This window comes from Ruegeria sp. CDSA021 (assembly GCF_059612325.1).
The window spans coordinates 1-14,025 of record NZ_JBXWQJ010000021.1 but is presented as its reverse complement, the minus strand read 5'-3'; the positions used below and the strand labels follow the sequence as shown (position 1 = coordinate 14,025).

The 14,025-nt window shown below is 57.3% G+C and carries 13 protein-coding genes; 7 read left to right on the top strand and 6 right to left on the bottom strand.

Annotation, left to right across the window (positions count from 1 at the left end):
- Positions 1-89: 89 nt before the first annotated feature.
- Entirely contained in the window at positions 90-2,120 is a 2,031-nt protein-coding gene (paaZ, locus tag AC2FLD_RS20160; RefSeq protein ID WP_496673308.1) for a phenylacetic acid degradation bifunctional protein PaaZ, read from the top strand.
- 152 nt (positions 2,121-2,272) lie between these two features.
- Here the strand turns inward: paaZ and AC2FLD_RS20155 are convergent, their stop codons facing one another.
- Genes AC2FLD_RS20155 through comD form a run of 3 tightly spaced genes read right to left on the bottom strand, consistent with a single transcriptional unit; the run spans position 2,273 to position 4,462 of the window.
- Positions 2,273-3,394 carry an alpha-hydroxy acid oxidase gene (locus tag AC2FLD_RS20155; RefSeq protein WP_496673306.1) on the bottom strand — a complete coding sequence of 374 codons (1,122 nt, stop codon included), beginning with the start codon at positions 3,392-3,394 and terminating at the stop codon, positions 2,273-2,275.
- A gap of 10 nt (positions 3,395-3,404) precedes the next feature.
- Entirely contained in the window at positions 3,405-3,959 is a 555-nt protein-coding gene (gene comE / locus AC2FLD_RS20150) for a sulfopyruvate decarboxylase subunit beta (protein ID WP_496673303.1), read from the bottom strand.
- The gene (gene comD / locus AC2FLD_RS20145; RefSeq protein WP_496673300.1) at positions 3,956-4,462 is read right to left on the bottom strand and encodes a sulfopyruvate decarboxylase subunit alpha; all 507 of its coding nucleotides are present in this window, start codon (positions 4,460-4,462) and stop codon (positions 3,956-3,958) included. Before comD ends, comE begins: the two co-directional genes overlap by 4 nt.
- A 124-nt stretch (positions 4,463-4,586) precedes the next feature.
- On the opposite strand from comD, the gene AC2FLD_RS20140 reads away from it, so the two are divergent.
- Positions 4,587-5,480 (top strand): LysR family transcriptional regulator, encoded by an 894-nt coding sequence (locus AC2FLD_RS20140; RefSeq protein ID WP_496673298.1) that lies wholly within the window; start codon positions 4,587-4,589, stop codon positions 5,478-5,480.
- Positions 5,481-5,883: 403 nt separating this feature from the next.
- Here the strand turns inward: AC2FLD_RS20140 and AC2FLD_RS20135 are convergent, their stop codons facing one another.
- The 3 genes from AC2FLD_RS20135 to AC2FLD_RS20125 all read right to left on the bottom strand — a co-directional run bounded on the left by AC2FLD_RS20135 (position 5,884) and on the right by AC2FLD_RS20125 (position 8,282).
- The gene (locus AC2FLD_RS20135) at positions 5,884-7,155 is read right to left on the bottom strand and encodes an MFS transporter (RefSeq protein WP_496673295.1); all 1,272 of its coding nucleotides are present in this window, start codon (positions 7,153-7,155) and stop codon (positions 5,884-5,886) included.
- Between the two features lie 72 nt (positions 7,156-7,227).
- Positions 7,228-7,512 (bottom strand): DUF333 domain-containing protein, encoded by a 285-nt coding sequence (locus AC2FLD_RS20130; protein ID WP_496673292.1) that lies wholly within the window; start codon positions 7,510-7,512, stop codon positions 7,228-7,230.
- A 167-nt stretch (positions 7,513-7,679) separates the two neighbouring features.
- Positions 7,680-8,282 carry a helix-turn-helix domain-containing protein gene (locus tag AC2FLD_RS20125; protein ID WP_050604481.1) on the bottom strand — a complete coding sequence of 201 codons (603 nt, stop codon included), beginning with the start codon at positions 8,280-8,282 and terminating at the stop codon, positions 7,680-7,682.
- 146 nt (positions 8,283-8,428) lie between these two features.
- On the opposite strand from AC2FLD_RS20125, the gene glyA reads away from it, so the two are divergent.
- The 5 genes from glyA to AC2FLD_RS20100 all read left to right on the top strand — a co-directional run bounded on the left by glyA (position 8,429) and on the right by AC2FLD_RS20100 (position 13,933).
- Positions 8,429-9,682, top strand: a complete 1,254-nt coding sequence (gene glyA / locus AC2FLD_RS20120) for a serine hydroxymethyltransferase (protein ID WP_496673289.1) — start codon at positions 8,429-8,431, stop codon at positions 9,680-9,682.
- An 11-nt stretch (positions 9,683-9,693) separates the two neighbouring features.
- Entirely contained in the window at positions 9,694-11,073 is a 1,380-nt protein-coding gene (gene lpdA / locus AC2FLD_RS20115; RefSeq protein ID WP_496673286.1) for a dihydrolipoyl dehydrogenase, read from the top strand.
- A gap of 14 nt (positions 11,074-11,087) precedes the next feature.
- Complete coding sequence (gene lipA, locus AC2FLD_RS20110) at positions 11,088-12,032, top strand: lipoyl synthase (protein ID WP_496673285.1); 945 nt, start codon at positions 11,088-11,090, stop codon at positions 12,030-12,032.
- A 25-nt stretch (positions 12,033-12,057) separates the two neighbouring features.
- Positions 12,058-13,431 carry an alanine/glycine:cation symporter family protein gene (locus AC2FLD_RS20105; protein WP_496673282.1) on the top strand — a complete coding sequence of 458 codons (1,374 nt, stop codon included), beginning with the start codon at positions 12,058-12,060 and terminating at the stop codon, positions 13,429-13,431.
- Between the two features lie 79 nt (positions 13,432-13,510).
- Positions 13,511-13,933 (top strand): universal stress protein, encoded by a 423-nt coding sequence (locus AC2FLD_RS20100; protein ID WP_496673279.1) that lies wholly within the window; start codon positions 13,511-13,513, stop codon positions 13,931-13,933.
- The last annotated feature ends 92 nt before the right edge of the window (positions 13,934-14,025 follow it).

The following is a 14,025-nucleotide window of genomic DNA, read 5'->3' as shown; positions in this document are numbered from 1 at the left end:
ATAATAACGACCGACCGTACGGTTAAAGATATGATCTCACCCGCTCCTAAGAGCGAGGCGAGGATCCAGACACTGATGAGGAGACGCTCATGACCATCCAACAGATATCCAGCTTTGCCGTCGGTGCGTGGGTGCCGCCTGGTGCCGGGGCGCGCAATATTGCCAGCGCAGTAACGGGCGAGGTGATTGCGACAGCAGGAAACGCGGACCTGGACGTGCAGGGGACGCTGGACTATGCGCGCAACGTCGGCGGGCCGGCCCTGCGCAAGATGACCTTTCACGAGCGAGCCAAGATGCTCAAAGCACTTTCGCTGCATCTGGGCCAGAACAAGCAGGCGCTTTATGACCTGTCTTTCAACACAGGCGCAACGCAGTCGGACCATATGATCGACATCGACGGCGGCATCAGCACGATGTTTGTCTTTGCCTCGAAAGGTCGCCGGGAAATGCCGGACGGGCATGTCTATCTGGATGGTGATGTTGAGCAACTGTCGCGCAATGGTACGTTTCTGGGTCAACACATTTGTACACCGCTGCGCGGCGTGGCGGTTCACATCAACGCGTTCAACTTTCCGGTCTGGGGAATGTTGGAGAAACTGGCGCCAACCCTGTTGGCTGGTGTTCCGGCCATCGTCAAACCGGCGACGAACTCCTGCTACGTGACCGAGTTGTGTGTGCGGTTGATGCTGGAATCTGGTATCTTGCCCGCCGGTGCGCTTCAGTTGGTTTCGGGCGGTTTGGGGGACATGCTGGACCGTATGACCTTGCAGGACGTGGTCAGCTTTACTGGCTCGGCGGATACGGCGCTGAAACTTCGCTCCAACCCGGTGATTCTGGAAAACTCCGTACGGTTCGTCGCGGAACAAGACAGCCTGAACTGTTCGATCCTTGGCCCTGACGCTGTTCCGGGCACGCCCGAGTTTGACCTCTTCGTCAAGGAAGTCCAGCGCGAGATGACCACAAAGGCAGGGCAAAAATGCACAGCAATCCGTCGGATCATCGCGCCTGAGGCACAGGTGCAGGCGGTGATCGAGGCATTGTCCGCGCGACTGGCCAAAACCGTCATCGGCGACCCAAGGTTGGAAACCACGCGCATGGGCGCGTTGGTCTCGAACGGTCAGAAACGCGACGTTCTGGAAAAGGTCGCGATCATCGGCCAAGAGGCCGAGCGCGTCTTTGGCAACCCCGATGATTTTACAGTCGATGGCGCGGATCCTGAAAAAGGGGCCTTTTTGCCGCCCATGCTTTACCACTGTGCTGACCCGGACGCCGCGCAGCGCGTGCATGATACCGAAGCCTTTGGTCCGGTCAGCACGGTCATGGGTTATCGCGATCTCGACCATGCAATTGAACTGGCAAACCGGGGACAGGGATCTTTGGTGGCATCGGTCATTACGCATGACCCTGACGCGGCGCGTCAGGTCGCCATTGGGGCAGGGGCCTATCATGGGCGTTTGTACTTCAACAACCGCGACTCGATGAAGGAGTCCACCGGTCACGGCTCACCTTTGCCACACATGGTGCATGGCGGCCCCGGGCGCGCTGGCGGTGGCGAAGAGATGGGCGGCGTGCGTGGTGTAAAACACTACATGCAACGGACCGCTATTCAGGGCTCGCCTGATCTGCTGACCGCGATTGGAAACAGATGGGTGCCCGGCGCGACCGAGGTCAAGGGCCCCGCTCATCCGTTCACACGCAGGTTTCATGACCTTGCCATTGGCGAGACCATCCACACGGAATCGCGTACCATCACTATGGAAGACATCGAACACTTCGCCACTTTCACAGGCGATACGTTCTACGCCCACTTGGACCAGGCAGCGGCGGAACGGAACCCGTTCTTCCCGGGGCGGGTGGCCCATGGCTATCTTCTGCTATCTTTTGCTGCCGGGTTGTTCGTCGAACCAAATGAAGGGCCGGTGCTGGCCAACACCGGCCTGGACGGGCTGCGTTTTATGAAGCCGGTTGAAGCCGGTGACAGCATCAAAGTACGCTTGACGGTTAAGGCAAAGACCAAACGCAACGATGAATATGGAGAAGTGCGTTGGCATGTCACCATGACGCAGCAGGATGATGAACAAGTCGCGGAATATGAGTTGCTGACAATGGTTGCCTATTAGTGAGCCTGACCAACAGATCTGGTCCTCCGTTACATTTAGGAAACGGAGGGCTGAGAACAGCTAAAAAGCGACCCAAGCCAGCAAAGGTGGATTGGAGGGTAATTCTTTAATGAGCAAGGCAAGGCACGTGTCGCGTGCAACCAAGCCCTAGGCTAAGCCGACGTACAGAGGCTTTGTTCAAGCTGCTCAACCTGGGGCGATGTCGCCCCGATCTGAGCCAGAGTCAGACTGGTTTCCTGAGATAGCACATCCCAAAGGGTTCGCAGCGCCGCCTCGCCTCCGGCGGCGATCGCGTATAACAAGACACGGCCCAGAAAGGTGAATTCAGCCCCTGACGCCAGCACCTTCACCACGTCTTCGCCGCTGCGTAATCCGCTGTCGTAGAACAGGGGGAAATCCGGGCCAACGGTCTTACGGATGGCAGGCAGGGCCAGAATCGGGGGGATTGCTGAATCGAGCTGTCGACCGCCGTGGCTGGACACCTGTATGGCATCCACACCGGCCTGTTTTAACCGCAGTGCATCTTCGGCATCCAGAACACCTTTGACGACCAGCTTTCCCGTCCATCGGTTGCGCAGTCGATTGAGATAGTCCCAATCAGCACGCGCGCGGGATTCCGTGCGGTCAAAGGTACCATCTGGAAAATTTGCCATCCTTGGCTTGCCGCGGAACAGTGTGTTCAGTGACCAGCCAGGATGTAGCGCGAAATCTACAAACTGCCGCGGTCCGATCCGAAATGGCATCTTGAAGCCATGGCGCAGTTCGCGCGGGCGGCGGCCAACTTCTGGCACGTCCAGGGTCAGAACCAGTGTGCGATAGCCTGCGGCCTCGGCCCGTTCCACAAGGTTCATTGCGCTGCCGCCATCGCCGCTGAAATACAGTTGGAACCAGGCGTGTCCTTGAGCCACTTCAATGATCTTTTCCAACGGAGTTGAGGCCACGGTCGAAACCCCATGCGGGATTTTGTAGTCGGCGGCCAAGCGCGCCAGCATGAGGTCCGCCCCGGGCGCAGCCAGATTGCACATGCCCATCGGAGAGATACCAAAAGGTCGTTTGGCAGCGTGGTCAAAGACTGGCAAGTCAAGGCTACGCTGGCTAACATCCACCAGCACCCGCGCGCGCAATCGGATGTCCTGCAAGGCGCGTCGGTTCAGCGCTGCGCCATATTCTTCGCCCGCATTACCATCCATGTAATCGAACACCATCCAGGGCAGACGCCTGCGGGCGATCCGCCGGGCATCCGCGCTGGAATGGATCTGGCCGGACGGCAACATGATCGGGGCCTCAGGCCTGAACGGCTTTCATGAAGCGATCACGGATCACCACCGGGTCCATGGTGATGACGGGTATCTTGGCATTGCCGCTTTCGCATTTGGCCACGATTATGGTCATCTCGTTCCCGGCCAGGGCGTCTTCGATCGCCTGTTTTGTATCCTCGGCCCGGCATTCGACTACGTTTTCGCAACCGCAGGCCGAGGCAACAGCCGCCAACGAGGTTTTCTGACCCGCATAGGTCGGCTGATCACCGGTCGAGCCATATGACCCGTTGTCGATGATCAGCAGAATGAAATTGTCGGCCACATTGTTGGCGATCGTCGGCAAGGTGCCGAAATTGGTCAGAACCGAGCCGTCACCGTCAATTGCAATCACCTTTTTGTCCTGAGCCAAGGCCAAACCCAACCCGATGCTGGACGCGAGCCCCATAGTGCCCAGCATGTAGAAATTGGTGGGCTGATCGTCGATGGCATGCAGTTCCTGGCTGGGGATACCGATATTGCAGACCACCAACTGGTCGCGGATAACAGGAGCGATTTTTTTCAGAATCTCAGAGCGGATCATTGGTCTCCATAGCCTCCCCAGAAGGATGCGTCGGTCAGGATGGCGACCGGCTTGTTGCACATGAAGGTGTATTTCAGGATTGTATCCAACTCGTCCGCGTCACTTTCCTTGTGGAAGTGATAGGTCGGGATGTTGAGTTGGGCCAGTAGGGCTTTGGTGTGAACTGCCATTTCAACCTGACAGGCGACTGGCTCGCGTAGTTCACCGCGATACGAGATGAGCATCGGCAACGGCATCCGGTAATATTGGATCAACGTGGCCAACGTGTTGATTGTCACGCCGATCGCGGTGTTCTGCATAATGATGACGGGTCGTTTGCCCCCCATCCAGGCCCCGGCGCACAGGCCCATGCCTTCGTCTTCTTTGTTTGAGGGGATGTGAAAAATCTCTGGGCGCGCTTCGACCTCGTCGATGACACCGGCCAATTGTTTACAGGGCACGGTTGTCACGAAACTGATGTCATTGGCCACCAGATCGTCAACGATTTTACTGTGGATGGACATTGTCGGTTCCTCTGTTCACTGACGTCCATATCGCGCAAAACCACAGCTTTACTCAATTTAAATCTACTTTATCTGATATAAAGTTGCGGTTTAGATGGTTTAAAAATTGCGAAAGACTTGGCCCATGAGCATCACGCTGTACAAAACACTGATCGCGATCGCCGAAACCGGTAGTTTCGCTGCAGCCGCAGATAAGGTTTACGTGTCTCAGGCGGCGGTCGGACAGCAGATGAAACGGCTCGAGGATCAATTGCAGATCGTTTTATTCGATCGGACCGGTCGTACACCCAAGCTCAATCAGACTGGCTGGGCGCTGGTGCCTAAGGCCAGGGATCTAGTGCGGGCCTACGACACCATTCTTGAAGGTGTGGCCGGTGACACTGCCTTTGGTGGTGAGTTCAAGCTGGGGGCGGTGTCATCGACCGTCCGCAGGCTGATCCCGATCACTGTTCGGCGTTTGCTGGAAACCTACCCGGAACTGCGCGTCCATGTTACGTCGGCCCTGTCCGGCGATCTTCAGACGCAGGTTGAACGCGGTGTGATCGATGCAGCGGTTCTGAGCGCTCCGGATATGCTAACGCCCGATCTGGAATGGCATCCTGTTGCAGATGAGGAATTGGTTCTGGTGACATCCCCTGAGGTGACCGAAGGCGATCCTGCGCAGATCCTTGCAAGCCAGCCTTTCGTGCGCCACGCCCGCGACGGGATGGTAGGCGTTCTGGCCGATGCATGGCTGACGCAGAACGGAATCCGGGTGAGTTACGCAATGGAGATGAAATCGCTGGAGGACCTCACCAGCATGGTAGCCTACAATCTGGGTGTCTCAATCGTGCCAGACCTTTGCGTACCCGACCCGGAATTCAGTCAGTTGCGGAAAATCCCACTGGGCGGCAAACCCGTATCCCGTGCACTGGGCGTTCTATTACGCGTCGACAGCCCGAGAAAAAGTTTGATCGATGTGTTGGTCGACGAAATCCGTACCACCGTTGCGCAGCAGCGGGGCAAATCTGCGGAATGAAGGATACGTTGCTCAGCTTTTCCCATTTTGTAAGAATTATGGAAGTGCCACTCGGGCGACCCAAGGTTCAAAACACGGTGGTGCTTTGGGGACGTCCGGGGCTTCCTTGGAAGTGAAACTAAACAGACGCCCCGGAACATAACCTGCTCATGGATTGGATGACCCGGACCATATCGGTCTGCACCACCGGCTGAATCAGGTCATCACGAGTTGTGTTCAGGATGAATGGGATGACGTCTGACGTTGGGCTGGCCTTGTATCAGGCCTTCGTTTAACGCCTCCAGAAGCTTTATGATAACGACGTTCTGGTCCAACTGGGCAATGCTTGGGTCGGGCTCAAAATCCGCACCTGAATTGTAATCGGGCAATGTGGTTATGGAGGATCTCTTATTTTCCCTGCGTTTTAGATACCGTCCACCGAACGGTTCTGGTCTTTCCTTTCTGCCTCTTCCTCTTCCTGCACCCAGGTTTCGGCTTGTAAGACGCCGGGTTGCGTTGCGCCGATGATGCCCACAACCTGAACTTCTCCGGTCTCGGCTGGGGCAGCGACCTTGAATCGGCGGATTAACGCGATCAGAGCAACCGAGATGCCGATCCCAGCCAAGAGTATTTGTAGGCCTCGGCCTCCAAACAGCGATATGGCGTTCGGACCCAACATGGTTCCGACCAACAGCCCAATATTCATCAGCAAAACCATAGTGCCACTGGCAGGCACGATCTGGGATAGCCGGAGTTGATCATTCGCATGGGCCGTCAGGATGGAATAGGTAGGATACAGGCCAATTGCGATGAGCATGAAGCCCAAGGTGAGATGCGTGGGGGACGTATCGACGGCAATCCAGAGACTTGCCACAGCTGTAATAACGCCCAATCCGATAACCACAAAACGCCTGTCTGTGTGATCGGAGATCCAGCCAACGGGGTATTGCACAGCAGCACCAGCAATCAGGGCCGCAACCAAGGCGCCGGATGCTTGTGCGGCCGAGAAACCCTGCTGCAAGGCATACAAGGGCAAGGTGATGTAATGGGCGGAAACACCTATGCTGACCAACACAATACCGATGACGGCGATCGGAGACACCTTGTACAACCGGGTAATGGGCATCCGTTCGGGAACGGTGTAATCCGGCGCTTTGTTACCGGACAAAAGCAGTGGCACGATCGACAGTGAAATCAGGATCGAGACGGTGCCGAACAACAGGTTGCCCGTGGGATCGGGAAAGCCAACAAGGGCTGTACCCAGTGCAGGTCCGGCAAGCTGAATGACGAAATAGAGCGACAACACCTGCGCGCGCGTGCTGTTATCGGATTTCGCGTTTAGCCAGCTCTCGGTAATGACGTAGAGACCCGGGTAACAAAAACCGCCCAGGAAGCGCATGACACTCCAACTGATGGCATCGCTGGTCAGCAGATGCACGATTGCGGCAATGGACACAAGTGACGCAAGGGCGGAAAAAGCCCGGATATGCCCGACATTTTCCACCAAGCGCGGGGCCATGGCGGTTCCTGCAAGTGCACCCAACGGATAGCTGGCCTGCATGACGGATATCGTAAAGTCGCTGAAGCCCAGGCTTGCCCCGCGAATTGTCAGCAATGTCGCCAACAGACCATTGGCAACCATCAGCATGAGCATCCCCAAAAACAGGGCCCAGTTTTCATTCAACGCACGTATCATGGCTTATGGCTATTGAGGACGCGGCGAGGAGTATACCAATCCCGCGACATGCCGATGTCGCGACTTGCACCTTCAGCCACGGCTAAAAGCGGACTGATCTTTCAGGATCAAAGGCGGGCTCACGTTCTGGCAAAACAAAGACAAGCGATCGACAATCGTGCGATGCGAGGCGACCGGATTGCTGATCCAATCGCTGGAGCCCATATTTTGCCTTCCATAGTCCCATGTATCGGTTTCGGTACTGCCCTCCAATACACAGACACCCTGCATCGCACCGCTGGCTTTTCCGCGAATTTCATCGCGCCTGCCCTGGTCGATACAGAACTTGGCGGCCGGATTCAGGCACGGACATCGCAACCTTCAACTTGCGCGCCCCAAAAACAAGGCACCGATCTCAGAAGGCAGAGGAAAGAGGGTACTGATCTGAAGATCCCTCTTTCTGCACGGTCGCAGGTGTATCCGGCAGGGATTAAACATCACTACCTTCGCATTTTCCACCTGCCTTGCTGCTGGTTGCTGCAAGCTCACTCGAGCGACACCCATAAGACCCGGGCATCTTCTTTGCTGGTCGAAATACAGCCATGCCCCATGCTGCTGTCGTAATATAGCGAGTCACCGGCTTTCATTGTCAAAGGTCGATAATGTTCTGAAACGAAGATCAGCTCGCCGCTGATCACATACATGAATTCCTCACCACTGTGTCGAATCCAGTTCTCGAACTCTGACACATCGCGTGCTTTGATGGTCGCGATGTAGGGTAACATGCGTTTTGTAGTCAATTCCGGACACAGTAGTTCATGCTGATAGGTCGGGGTGTCACGCTTTTCGCCCTGACCATTGGCTGTGAAATCGCGCCGACCCGAAATGCTGGTTTGACCCGATTGCAGGAACAGCTGCGGAGTGTTCATATCCAGGACCTGCGTCAGGCGCCGCACGATATCGAAGCTGGGTCGGGTTTGATTGTTTTCGATCTTGGACAGGGTCGAGCGACCGATTCCCGCCGCCCGCCCAACTTCTTCCAAAGTCCACCCTTTAGCCCGGCGAGCATCACGAATTGATTGCCCCAAAGCGGCACCTTCGTCCGGTTCTGCCTGTCCGGCCCCGTCGATGCGACTGTCATCAATCATAGAAATCCCCCCGATTTTCCGTAAGTTACCTATTTTTCCCAGCCTGCACAACTTCACAATTATGAGAGAAGTGTTGCCTTGAATGCACTTTTTCCACTATAGGAAACAAAGTTTCGCGTCTGAGGTTCTGCATCCGGGAGGGGATCATGTTCAAAATCGCGCTCAAAGAGGTTGATCCGGTCATCGCCGCGTCGATTGCAAAAGAAGGCAAACGCCAGGCCGAGCAGATCGAATTGATCGCATCGGAGAACATCGTTTCGCAGGCTGTTATCGAAGCGCAGGGGTCGGTGCTGACGAACAAGTATGCCGAAGGCTATCCTGGTCGCCGTTACTACGGTGGATGCGAGTATGTGGACGAGGTTGAGGCTGAGGCCATCGACCGCCTGAAACAGCTGTTCGGCTGTGAGTTCGCCAACGTCCAGCCGCATTCGGGGGCACAGGCCAATGGCGCGGTCAAATTGGCGCTGCTCAGCCCGGGTGACACGATCCTTGGTATGTCTCTGGATGCAGGTGGGCACCTGACTCATGGGGCAAAACCCGCCCAGTCCGGCAAATGGTTCCGCCCGATCCAGTATGGTCTGACCGATGAGGGATTGATTGATTACGATCAGGTTGAAGCACTGGCCAAAGCCGAAAAGCCCAAGCTGATTATCGCCGGCGCTTCGGCCTATTCGCAAAAGATCGACTTCGCCCGGTTCCGTGTAATCGCGGATGAGGTAGGAGCTTGGCTGCTGGCCGACATGGCCCATATTGCAGGGCTGGTTGCAACTGGTTTGCATCCTTCACCCGTCGGCCATGCGCATGTTGTAACGTCGACGACGCACAAGACCCTGCGCGGACCGCGCGGTGGCATCATCCTGACCAATGACGAGGCGCTGGCGAAAAAGATCAACTCGGCTGTGTTCCCCGGCCTGCAAGGTGGTCCACTGATGCATGTGATTGCAGGCAAGGCTGTGGCCTTTGGCGAAGCCCTGAAGCCGGAATTCAAGGACTATATGCAACGTGTCGTCGACAGTGCATCCGCCCTTGCGGACGTTATGATTGCGCGCGGCTGCGATATCGTTTCAGGCGGCACGGAAAACCACCTGATGCTGGTAGATTTGCGCCCTCTGGGTGTAACCGGGAAAGACGCCGAAGCGACGTTGGAGCGTGCCGGGTTCACCTGCAACAAGAACAGTGTGCCGGGCGATCCTGAGAAACCCACCATAACCAGCGGTATCCGATTGGGAACGGCAGCAGGTTGCAGCCGTGGGTTCGGGCCGGACGAGTTCAGGCAGATCGGCCACATGATCGGCGACGTATTGGATGCGCTTGCCAAAAAACCTGATGGTGACAAAGCCGTCGAAAAACAAACGCGCGAGAATGTCCTCGCTTTGTGCGCCCGCCATCCGATTTACTGAAAGAAAACGAAATGTCCTACGATCTGATTGTCATTGGGGGCGGACCTGGCGGCTATGTCGCTGCGATCCGTGCGGCTCAGCTGGGCCTGAAAGTGGCTTGTGTCGAAGGACGCGGCGCACTGGGCGGCACCTGTCTGAACGTAGGGTGCATCCCCTCCAAAGCGTTGCTGACCTCTTCGGCCAAATATGCCGAACTTGCACATCTCTCCTCCCACGGTATTGCGGTTGAGGGGGCCAGCATCGACATTGGTGCGATGATGGGGCGCAAGGACAAGATTGTTGGCGATCTGACGAAGGGCATCGCGTTCCTATTCAAGAAAAACGGTGTCGATCTGATCGAAGGCTGGGCCAGCATTCCCGCTGCAGGGCAGGTCAAAGTGGGTGAAAACATCCATGAGACCAAGAATATCCTGATCGCCACCGGGTCCGAACCGACCTCTCTGCCGGGGATCGAGATCGATGAACAGGAAATCCTCAGCTCGACCGGGGCGATTGAGCTGGACAGTGTGCCCGAGCATCTGGTGGTGATCGGCGCAGGTGTGATCGGTTTGGAGCTTGGTCAGGTCTGGGCACGCCTGGGCGCCAAGGTCACTGTGGTCGAATACCTGGACCGCGTTCTGCCCGGTATTGATGGCGAGATCGCCAAGCTGGCGCAGCGTGCCCTGTCCAAGCGCGGGTTGAAATTCCAGCTGGGCCGCGCGCTGAAATCGGTCGACAAGACCGGTGCGGGCCTGACCCTGACTGTTGGTCGCGTCGGCAAGGACAAAGAAGAAGTGATCGAGGCCGATAAGGTTCTGATCGCCGTTGGCCGCCGTCCTGTCACCCGGGGGCTCGGACTGGAAGACCTCGGCGTTACCATAAATCCACGCGGATTTATCGAGGTGGACGGTACTTTCCAGACTTCGGTTCCCGGCATCTATGCCATAGGCGACTGTGTGCCCGGCCCGATGCTGGCGCACAAGGCCGAAGAAGACGGCGTTGCTTGCGTGGAAGCTCTGGCAGGGCAAGCGGGCCATGTGGATTACAACACCGTTCCTGGCGTGGTCTACACCGACCCCGAAGTCGCATCGGTCGGGCTGACCGAAGAAGCGCTAAAAGAGTCCGGCACCGAATATTCGGTCGGAAAATTCGCCTTCATGGCCAACTCGCGCGCCCGTTCGACGAGTGAAACCGACGGTGCGGTCAAAGTTCTGGCTGACGCGGACGGCAAAATCCTGGGTGCGCATATCTGCGGTGCCCACGGCGGTGATCTGATCGCCGAATTGGTTCTGGCCATGACCAAGGGGGCCACTGTTGCCGAGGTCGCGGCGACCTGTCATGCTCATCCGGCAATGGGAGAGGCGGTAAAAGAAGCTTGCCTCGATGCCATGGGCCGGGCGATCCACGCATAACGAGGGACAGCCAGATGACCATCCAGCTTCGACCACGTCACCCGGAAAAGGCCAAGAAGGCTGACAGCGTCATCCCGCGCAAACCCAAGTGGATTCGCAAGAAAAAGGGCGACAGCGCCGCGTATTATGAAACCCGGCGCCTGATGCGTGATCACAATCTGACGACGGTGTGCGAAGAGGCCGCCTGCCCCAATATCGGCGAATGCTGGTCCAAGCGTCACGCGACCATGATGATCATGGGCGAAGTCTGCACCCGCGGTTGTTCCTTCTGCAACGTGGCCACCGGCCGTCCTGATGCACTGGACGCGTTTGAACCCGGTCGCGTGGCGGTTGCGGTGAAAAAGCTGGGCCTGCGCCACGTGGTGATCACCTCGGTCGACCGCGATGATCTGGCAGATGGCGGGGCCGAGCATATCGCTCAGACTATCCGTGCGGTACGCCATCAGAACCCCGGCACCACGGTCGAGGTTCTGACCCCCGATTTTCTGGGCAAAGGCGATGCGGCAGACATCGTGTTCGAAGCCGCACCGGACGTGTTCAACCACAATCTGGAAACCGTCCCGCACCTCTATCCGACAGTCCGCCCCGGCGCGCGCTATTATGCTTCGCTGCGTTTGCTGGATGACGCCAAGCGCGCCAATCCCGAAATCTTTACCAAATCCGGTCTGATGGTTGGGTTGGGAGAAACCCTGAACGACGTGCGTCAGGTGATGGATGACCTACGCGCCGCACAAGTCGATTTTCTGACGGTCGGTCAGTACCTGCAACCGACCGCGAAACACCACCCGATTGATCGTTTCTGGTCACCGGACGAATTCGCCCAGCTGGAGCAAATCGCGCGCTCCAAGGGCTTTCTGCACGTGTCGGCTACGCCGTTGACCCGTTCCTCGTTCCACGCGGACGAAGACTTTACCGCCCTCAAGCAGGCTCGCCAGCGGGCCATCGCCAACGGGGCATAATCTAAACGCAAATGGGAGGGAAACCATGGAAGCGTTAAATTCAATCGTAGGGGCCATTAATGGCGTCGTGTGGGGGCCGCTGATGCTGGTCCTCATTCTCGGCGTTGGCTTCTTCCTGCAGGTGGGGCTGAAATTCATGCCGATCCTGCGCATTGGCACCGGCTTCAAGCTGTTGTTTGCAGGCCGTGAAGGTCAGGGCGACGGACAAATCAGCCCGTTCAATGCGCTGATGACCTCGCTGTCGGCGACCATCGGTACAGGTAACATCGCCGGTGTGGCCACTGCTGTCTTCCTGGGCGGTCCGGGCGCTTTGTTCTGGATGTGGATGACCGCCCTGGTGGGCATGGCCACCAAATATGCCGAAGCCGTTCTGGCCGTGAAATACCGCGAAAAAGACGAGCTGGGCAATTTTGTAGGCGGCCCGATGTACTACATCAAAAACGGCCTTGGGGCGAAATGGGCCTGGCTGGGCGTTGCATTTGCCCTGTTCGGTGCGGTTGCAGCTTTCGGCATCGGCAACGGCGTACAGGCCAATGGTGTGGCACAGGTTCTGGAAGCGAACTTTGGTCTGAACACCTCGGTCACTGGCGTTGTTCTGATGGTTCTGACCGCCGCCGTAATTCTGGGTGGCATCACCCGCATCGGTGCGGTCGCCGGTAAACTGGTTCCGTTCATGGCGATTGCCTACATCATCGCTGGTCTGCTGGTCTTGCTGATTAACATTGGCAACATCGGCAATGCTCTGTCGCTGGTCTTCACCTACGCGTTCACCCCGTCAGCCGCCGAAGGTGGTTTCGCCGGAGCAGCTGTCTGGGCAGCGATCCGCTTCGGTGTGGCACGTGGTGTGTTCTCGAACGAGGCCGGTCTGGGTTCCGCTCCGATCGCACACGCAGCAGCCGAGACCAAAGGTCCGGTCAACCAGGGCCTGATTGCGATGCTGGGTACCTTCATCGACACAATCATCGTCTGCTCGATCACCGGTCTGGCAATCATCTCGTCGGGAGCCTGGACATCGGGTGAATCCGGCGCGGCCCTAACAAGTCACGCGTTCGAACTGTCGCTGCCGGGTCTCGGTGGGTATCTGATCGCCATCGCTCTGTCGATCTTTGCCTTCACCACCATCCTCGGCTGGTCGTTCTACGGCGAGAAATGTGTCGAGTTCCTGCTGGGCGTCAAATCCCTGCTGCCCTACCGCGTCCTGTGGATCGTCATGATCTATTTCGGCGCAACAGCAGATCTGGGCTTCATCTGGCTGCTGGCGGATACGCTGAACGCCATGATGGCTATCCCGAACCTGATCGCCCTGGCCCTGCTGAGCCCGATCGTCTTCAAACTGACGAAAGAGTTCTTTGCCTCGGGCGGCAAGTCCGAAGAGCCGGGCACCACACCTGCCGAGTAAGCTCGATCTGACTTAAAACGGGGGGCCATCCCGGCCCCCCGCCTTTGAAACAGAATTCAATATCTCGAGGAGAGACGTGATGGCCACGAAAATCCTGCTGCCGATTGATCATACCGACGACCGCTCGTGGAAAAACGCCCTGCCGCTGGCGCTGGAACAGGCGAAATTCTACGGGGCCGAGCTGCACGTGGTTGCTGTCATCCCCGAGATCATCCAGCTGCCGAACCTGCCCGCCAACTATGGCGCTGGTGCCAAGGACCATGTGCGCAATGCGGTACAGGCCATTCTGGATCATGGCAATGCCTCGGACGTGAACGTTCACATCGAAGAAGGCAGCGTTTACCGCGAAATCCTGAAACTCGCCTACAAGGACGGCTTCGACCTGATCATCATGGCTTCGACCAAAGGCGACTTCCCGAATTACGAGATCGGACCGAACCTGGCCCGTGTGGTGCGCAACGCGCATTGTACCGTCACTGTCGTTCGTGACCAATCCCGCTGATCGGAAGGTAGAAAGATGACTTCACTTAAACGCACGCCTTTGCATTCGTTGCATGTTGAGTTGGGTGGTAAGCTGGTTGATTTTGCTGGGTG

What these genes read in the sequence shown, in the direction of transcription:
- paaZ (WP_496673308.1), top strand. Translation starts at nt 90, where the DNA reads ATGACCATCCAACAGATATCCAGCTTTGCCGTCGGTGCGTGGGTGCCG.
- AC2FLD_RS20155 (WP_496673306.1), bottom strand. Translation starts at nt 3,394, where the DNA reads ATGTTGCCGTCCGGCCAGATCCATTCCAGCGCGGATGCCCGGCGGATC.
- comE (WP_496673303.1), bottom strand. Translation starts at nt 3,959, where the DNA reads ATGATCCGCTCTGAGATTCTGAAAAAAATCGCTCCTGTTATCCGCGAC.
- comD (WP_496673300.1), bottom strand. Translation starts at nt 4,462, where the DNA reads ATGTCCATCCACAGTAAAATCGTTGACGATCTGGTGGCCAATGACATC.
- AC2FLD_RS20140 (WP_496673298.1), top strand. Translation starts at nt 4,587, where the DNA reads ATGAGCATCACGCTGTACAAAACACTGATCGCGATCGCCGAAACCGGT.
- AC2FLD_RS20135 (WP_496673295.1), bottom strand. Translation starts at nt 7,155, where the DNA reads ATGATACGTGCGTTGAATGAAAACTGGGCCCTGTTTTTGGGGATGCTC.
- AC2FLD_RS20125 (WP_050604481.1), bottom strand. Translation starts at nt 8,282, where the DNA reads ATGATTGATGACAGTCGCATCGACGGGGCCGGACAGGCAGAACCGGAC.
- glyA (WP_496673289.1), top strand. Translation starts at nt 8,429, where the DNA reads ATGTTCAAAATCGCGCTCAAAGAGGTTGATCCGGTCATCGCCGCGTCG.
- lpdA (WP_496673286.1), top strand. Translation starts at nt 9,694, where the DNA reads ATGTCCTACGATCTGATTGTCATTGGGGGCGGACCTGGCGGCTATGTC.
- lipA (WP_496673285.1), top strand. Translation starts at nt 11,088, where the DNA reads ATGACCATCCAGCTTCGACCACGTCACCCGGAAAAGGCCAAGAAGGCT.
- AC2FLD_RS20105 (WP_496673282.1), top strand. Translation starts at nt 12,058, where the DNA reads ATGGAAGCGTTAAATTCAATCGTAGGGGCCATTAATGGCGTCGTGTGG.
- AC2FLD_RS20100 (WP_496673279.1), top strand. Translation starts at nt 13,511, where the DNA reads ATGGCCACGAAAATCCTGCTGCCGATTGATCATACCGACGACCGCTCG.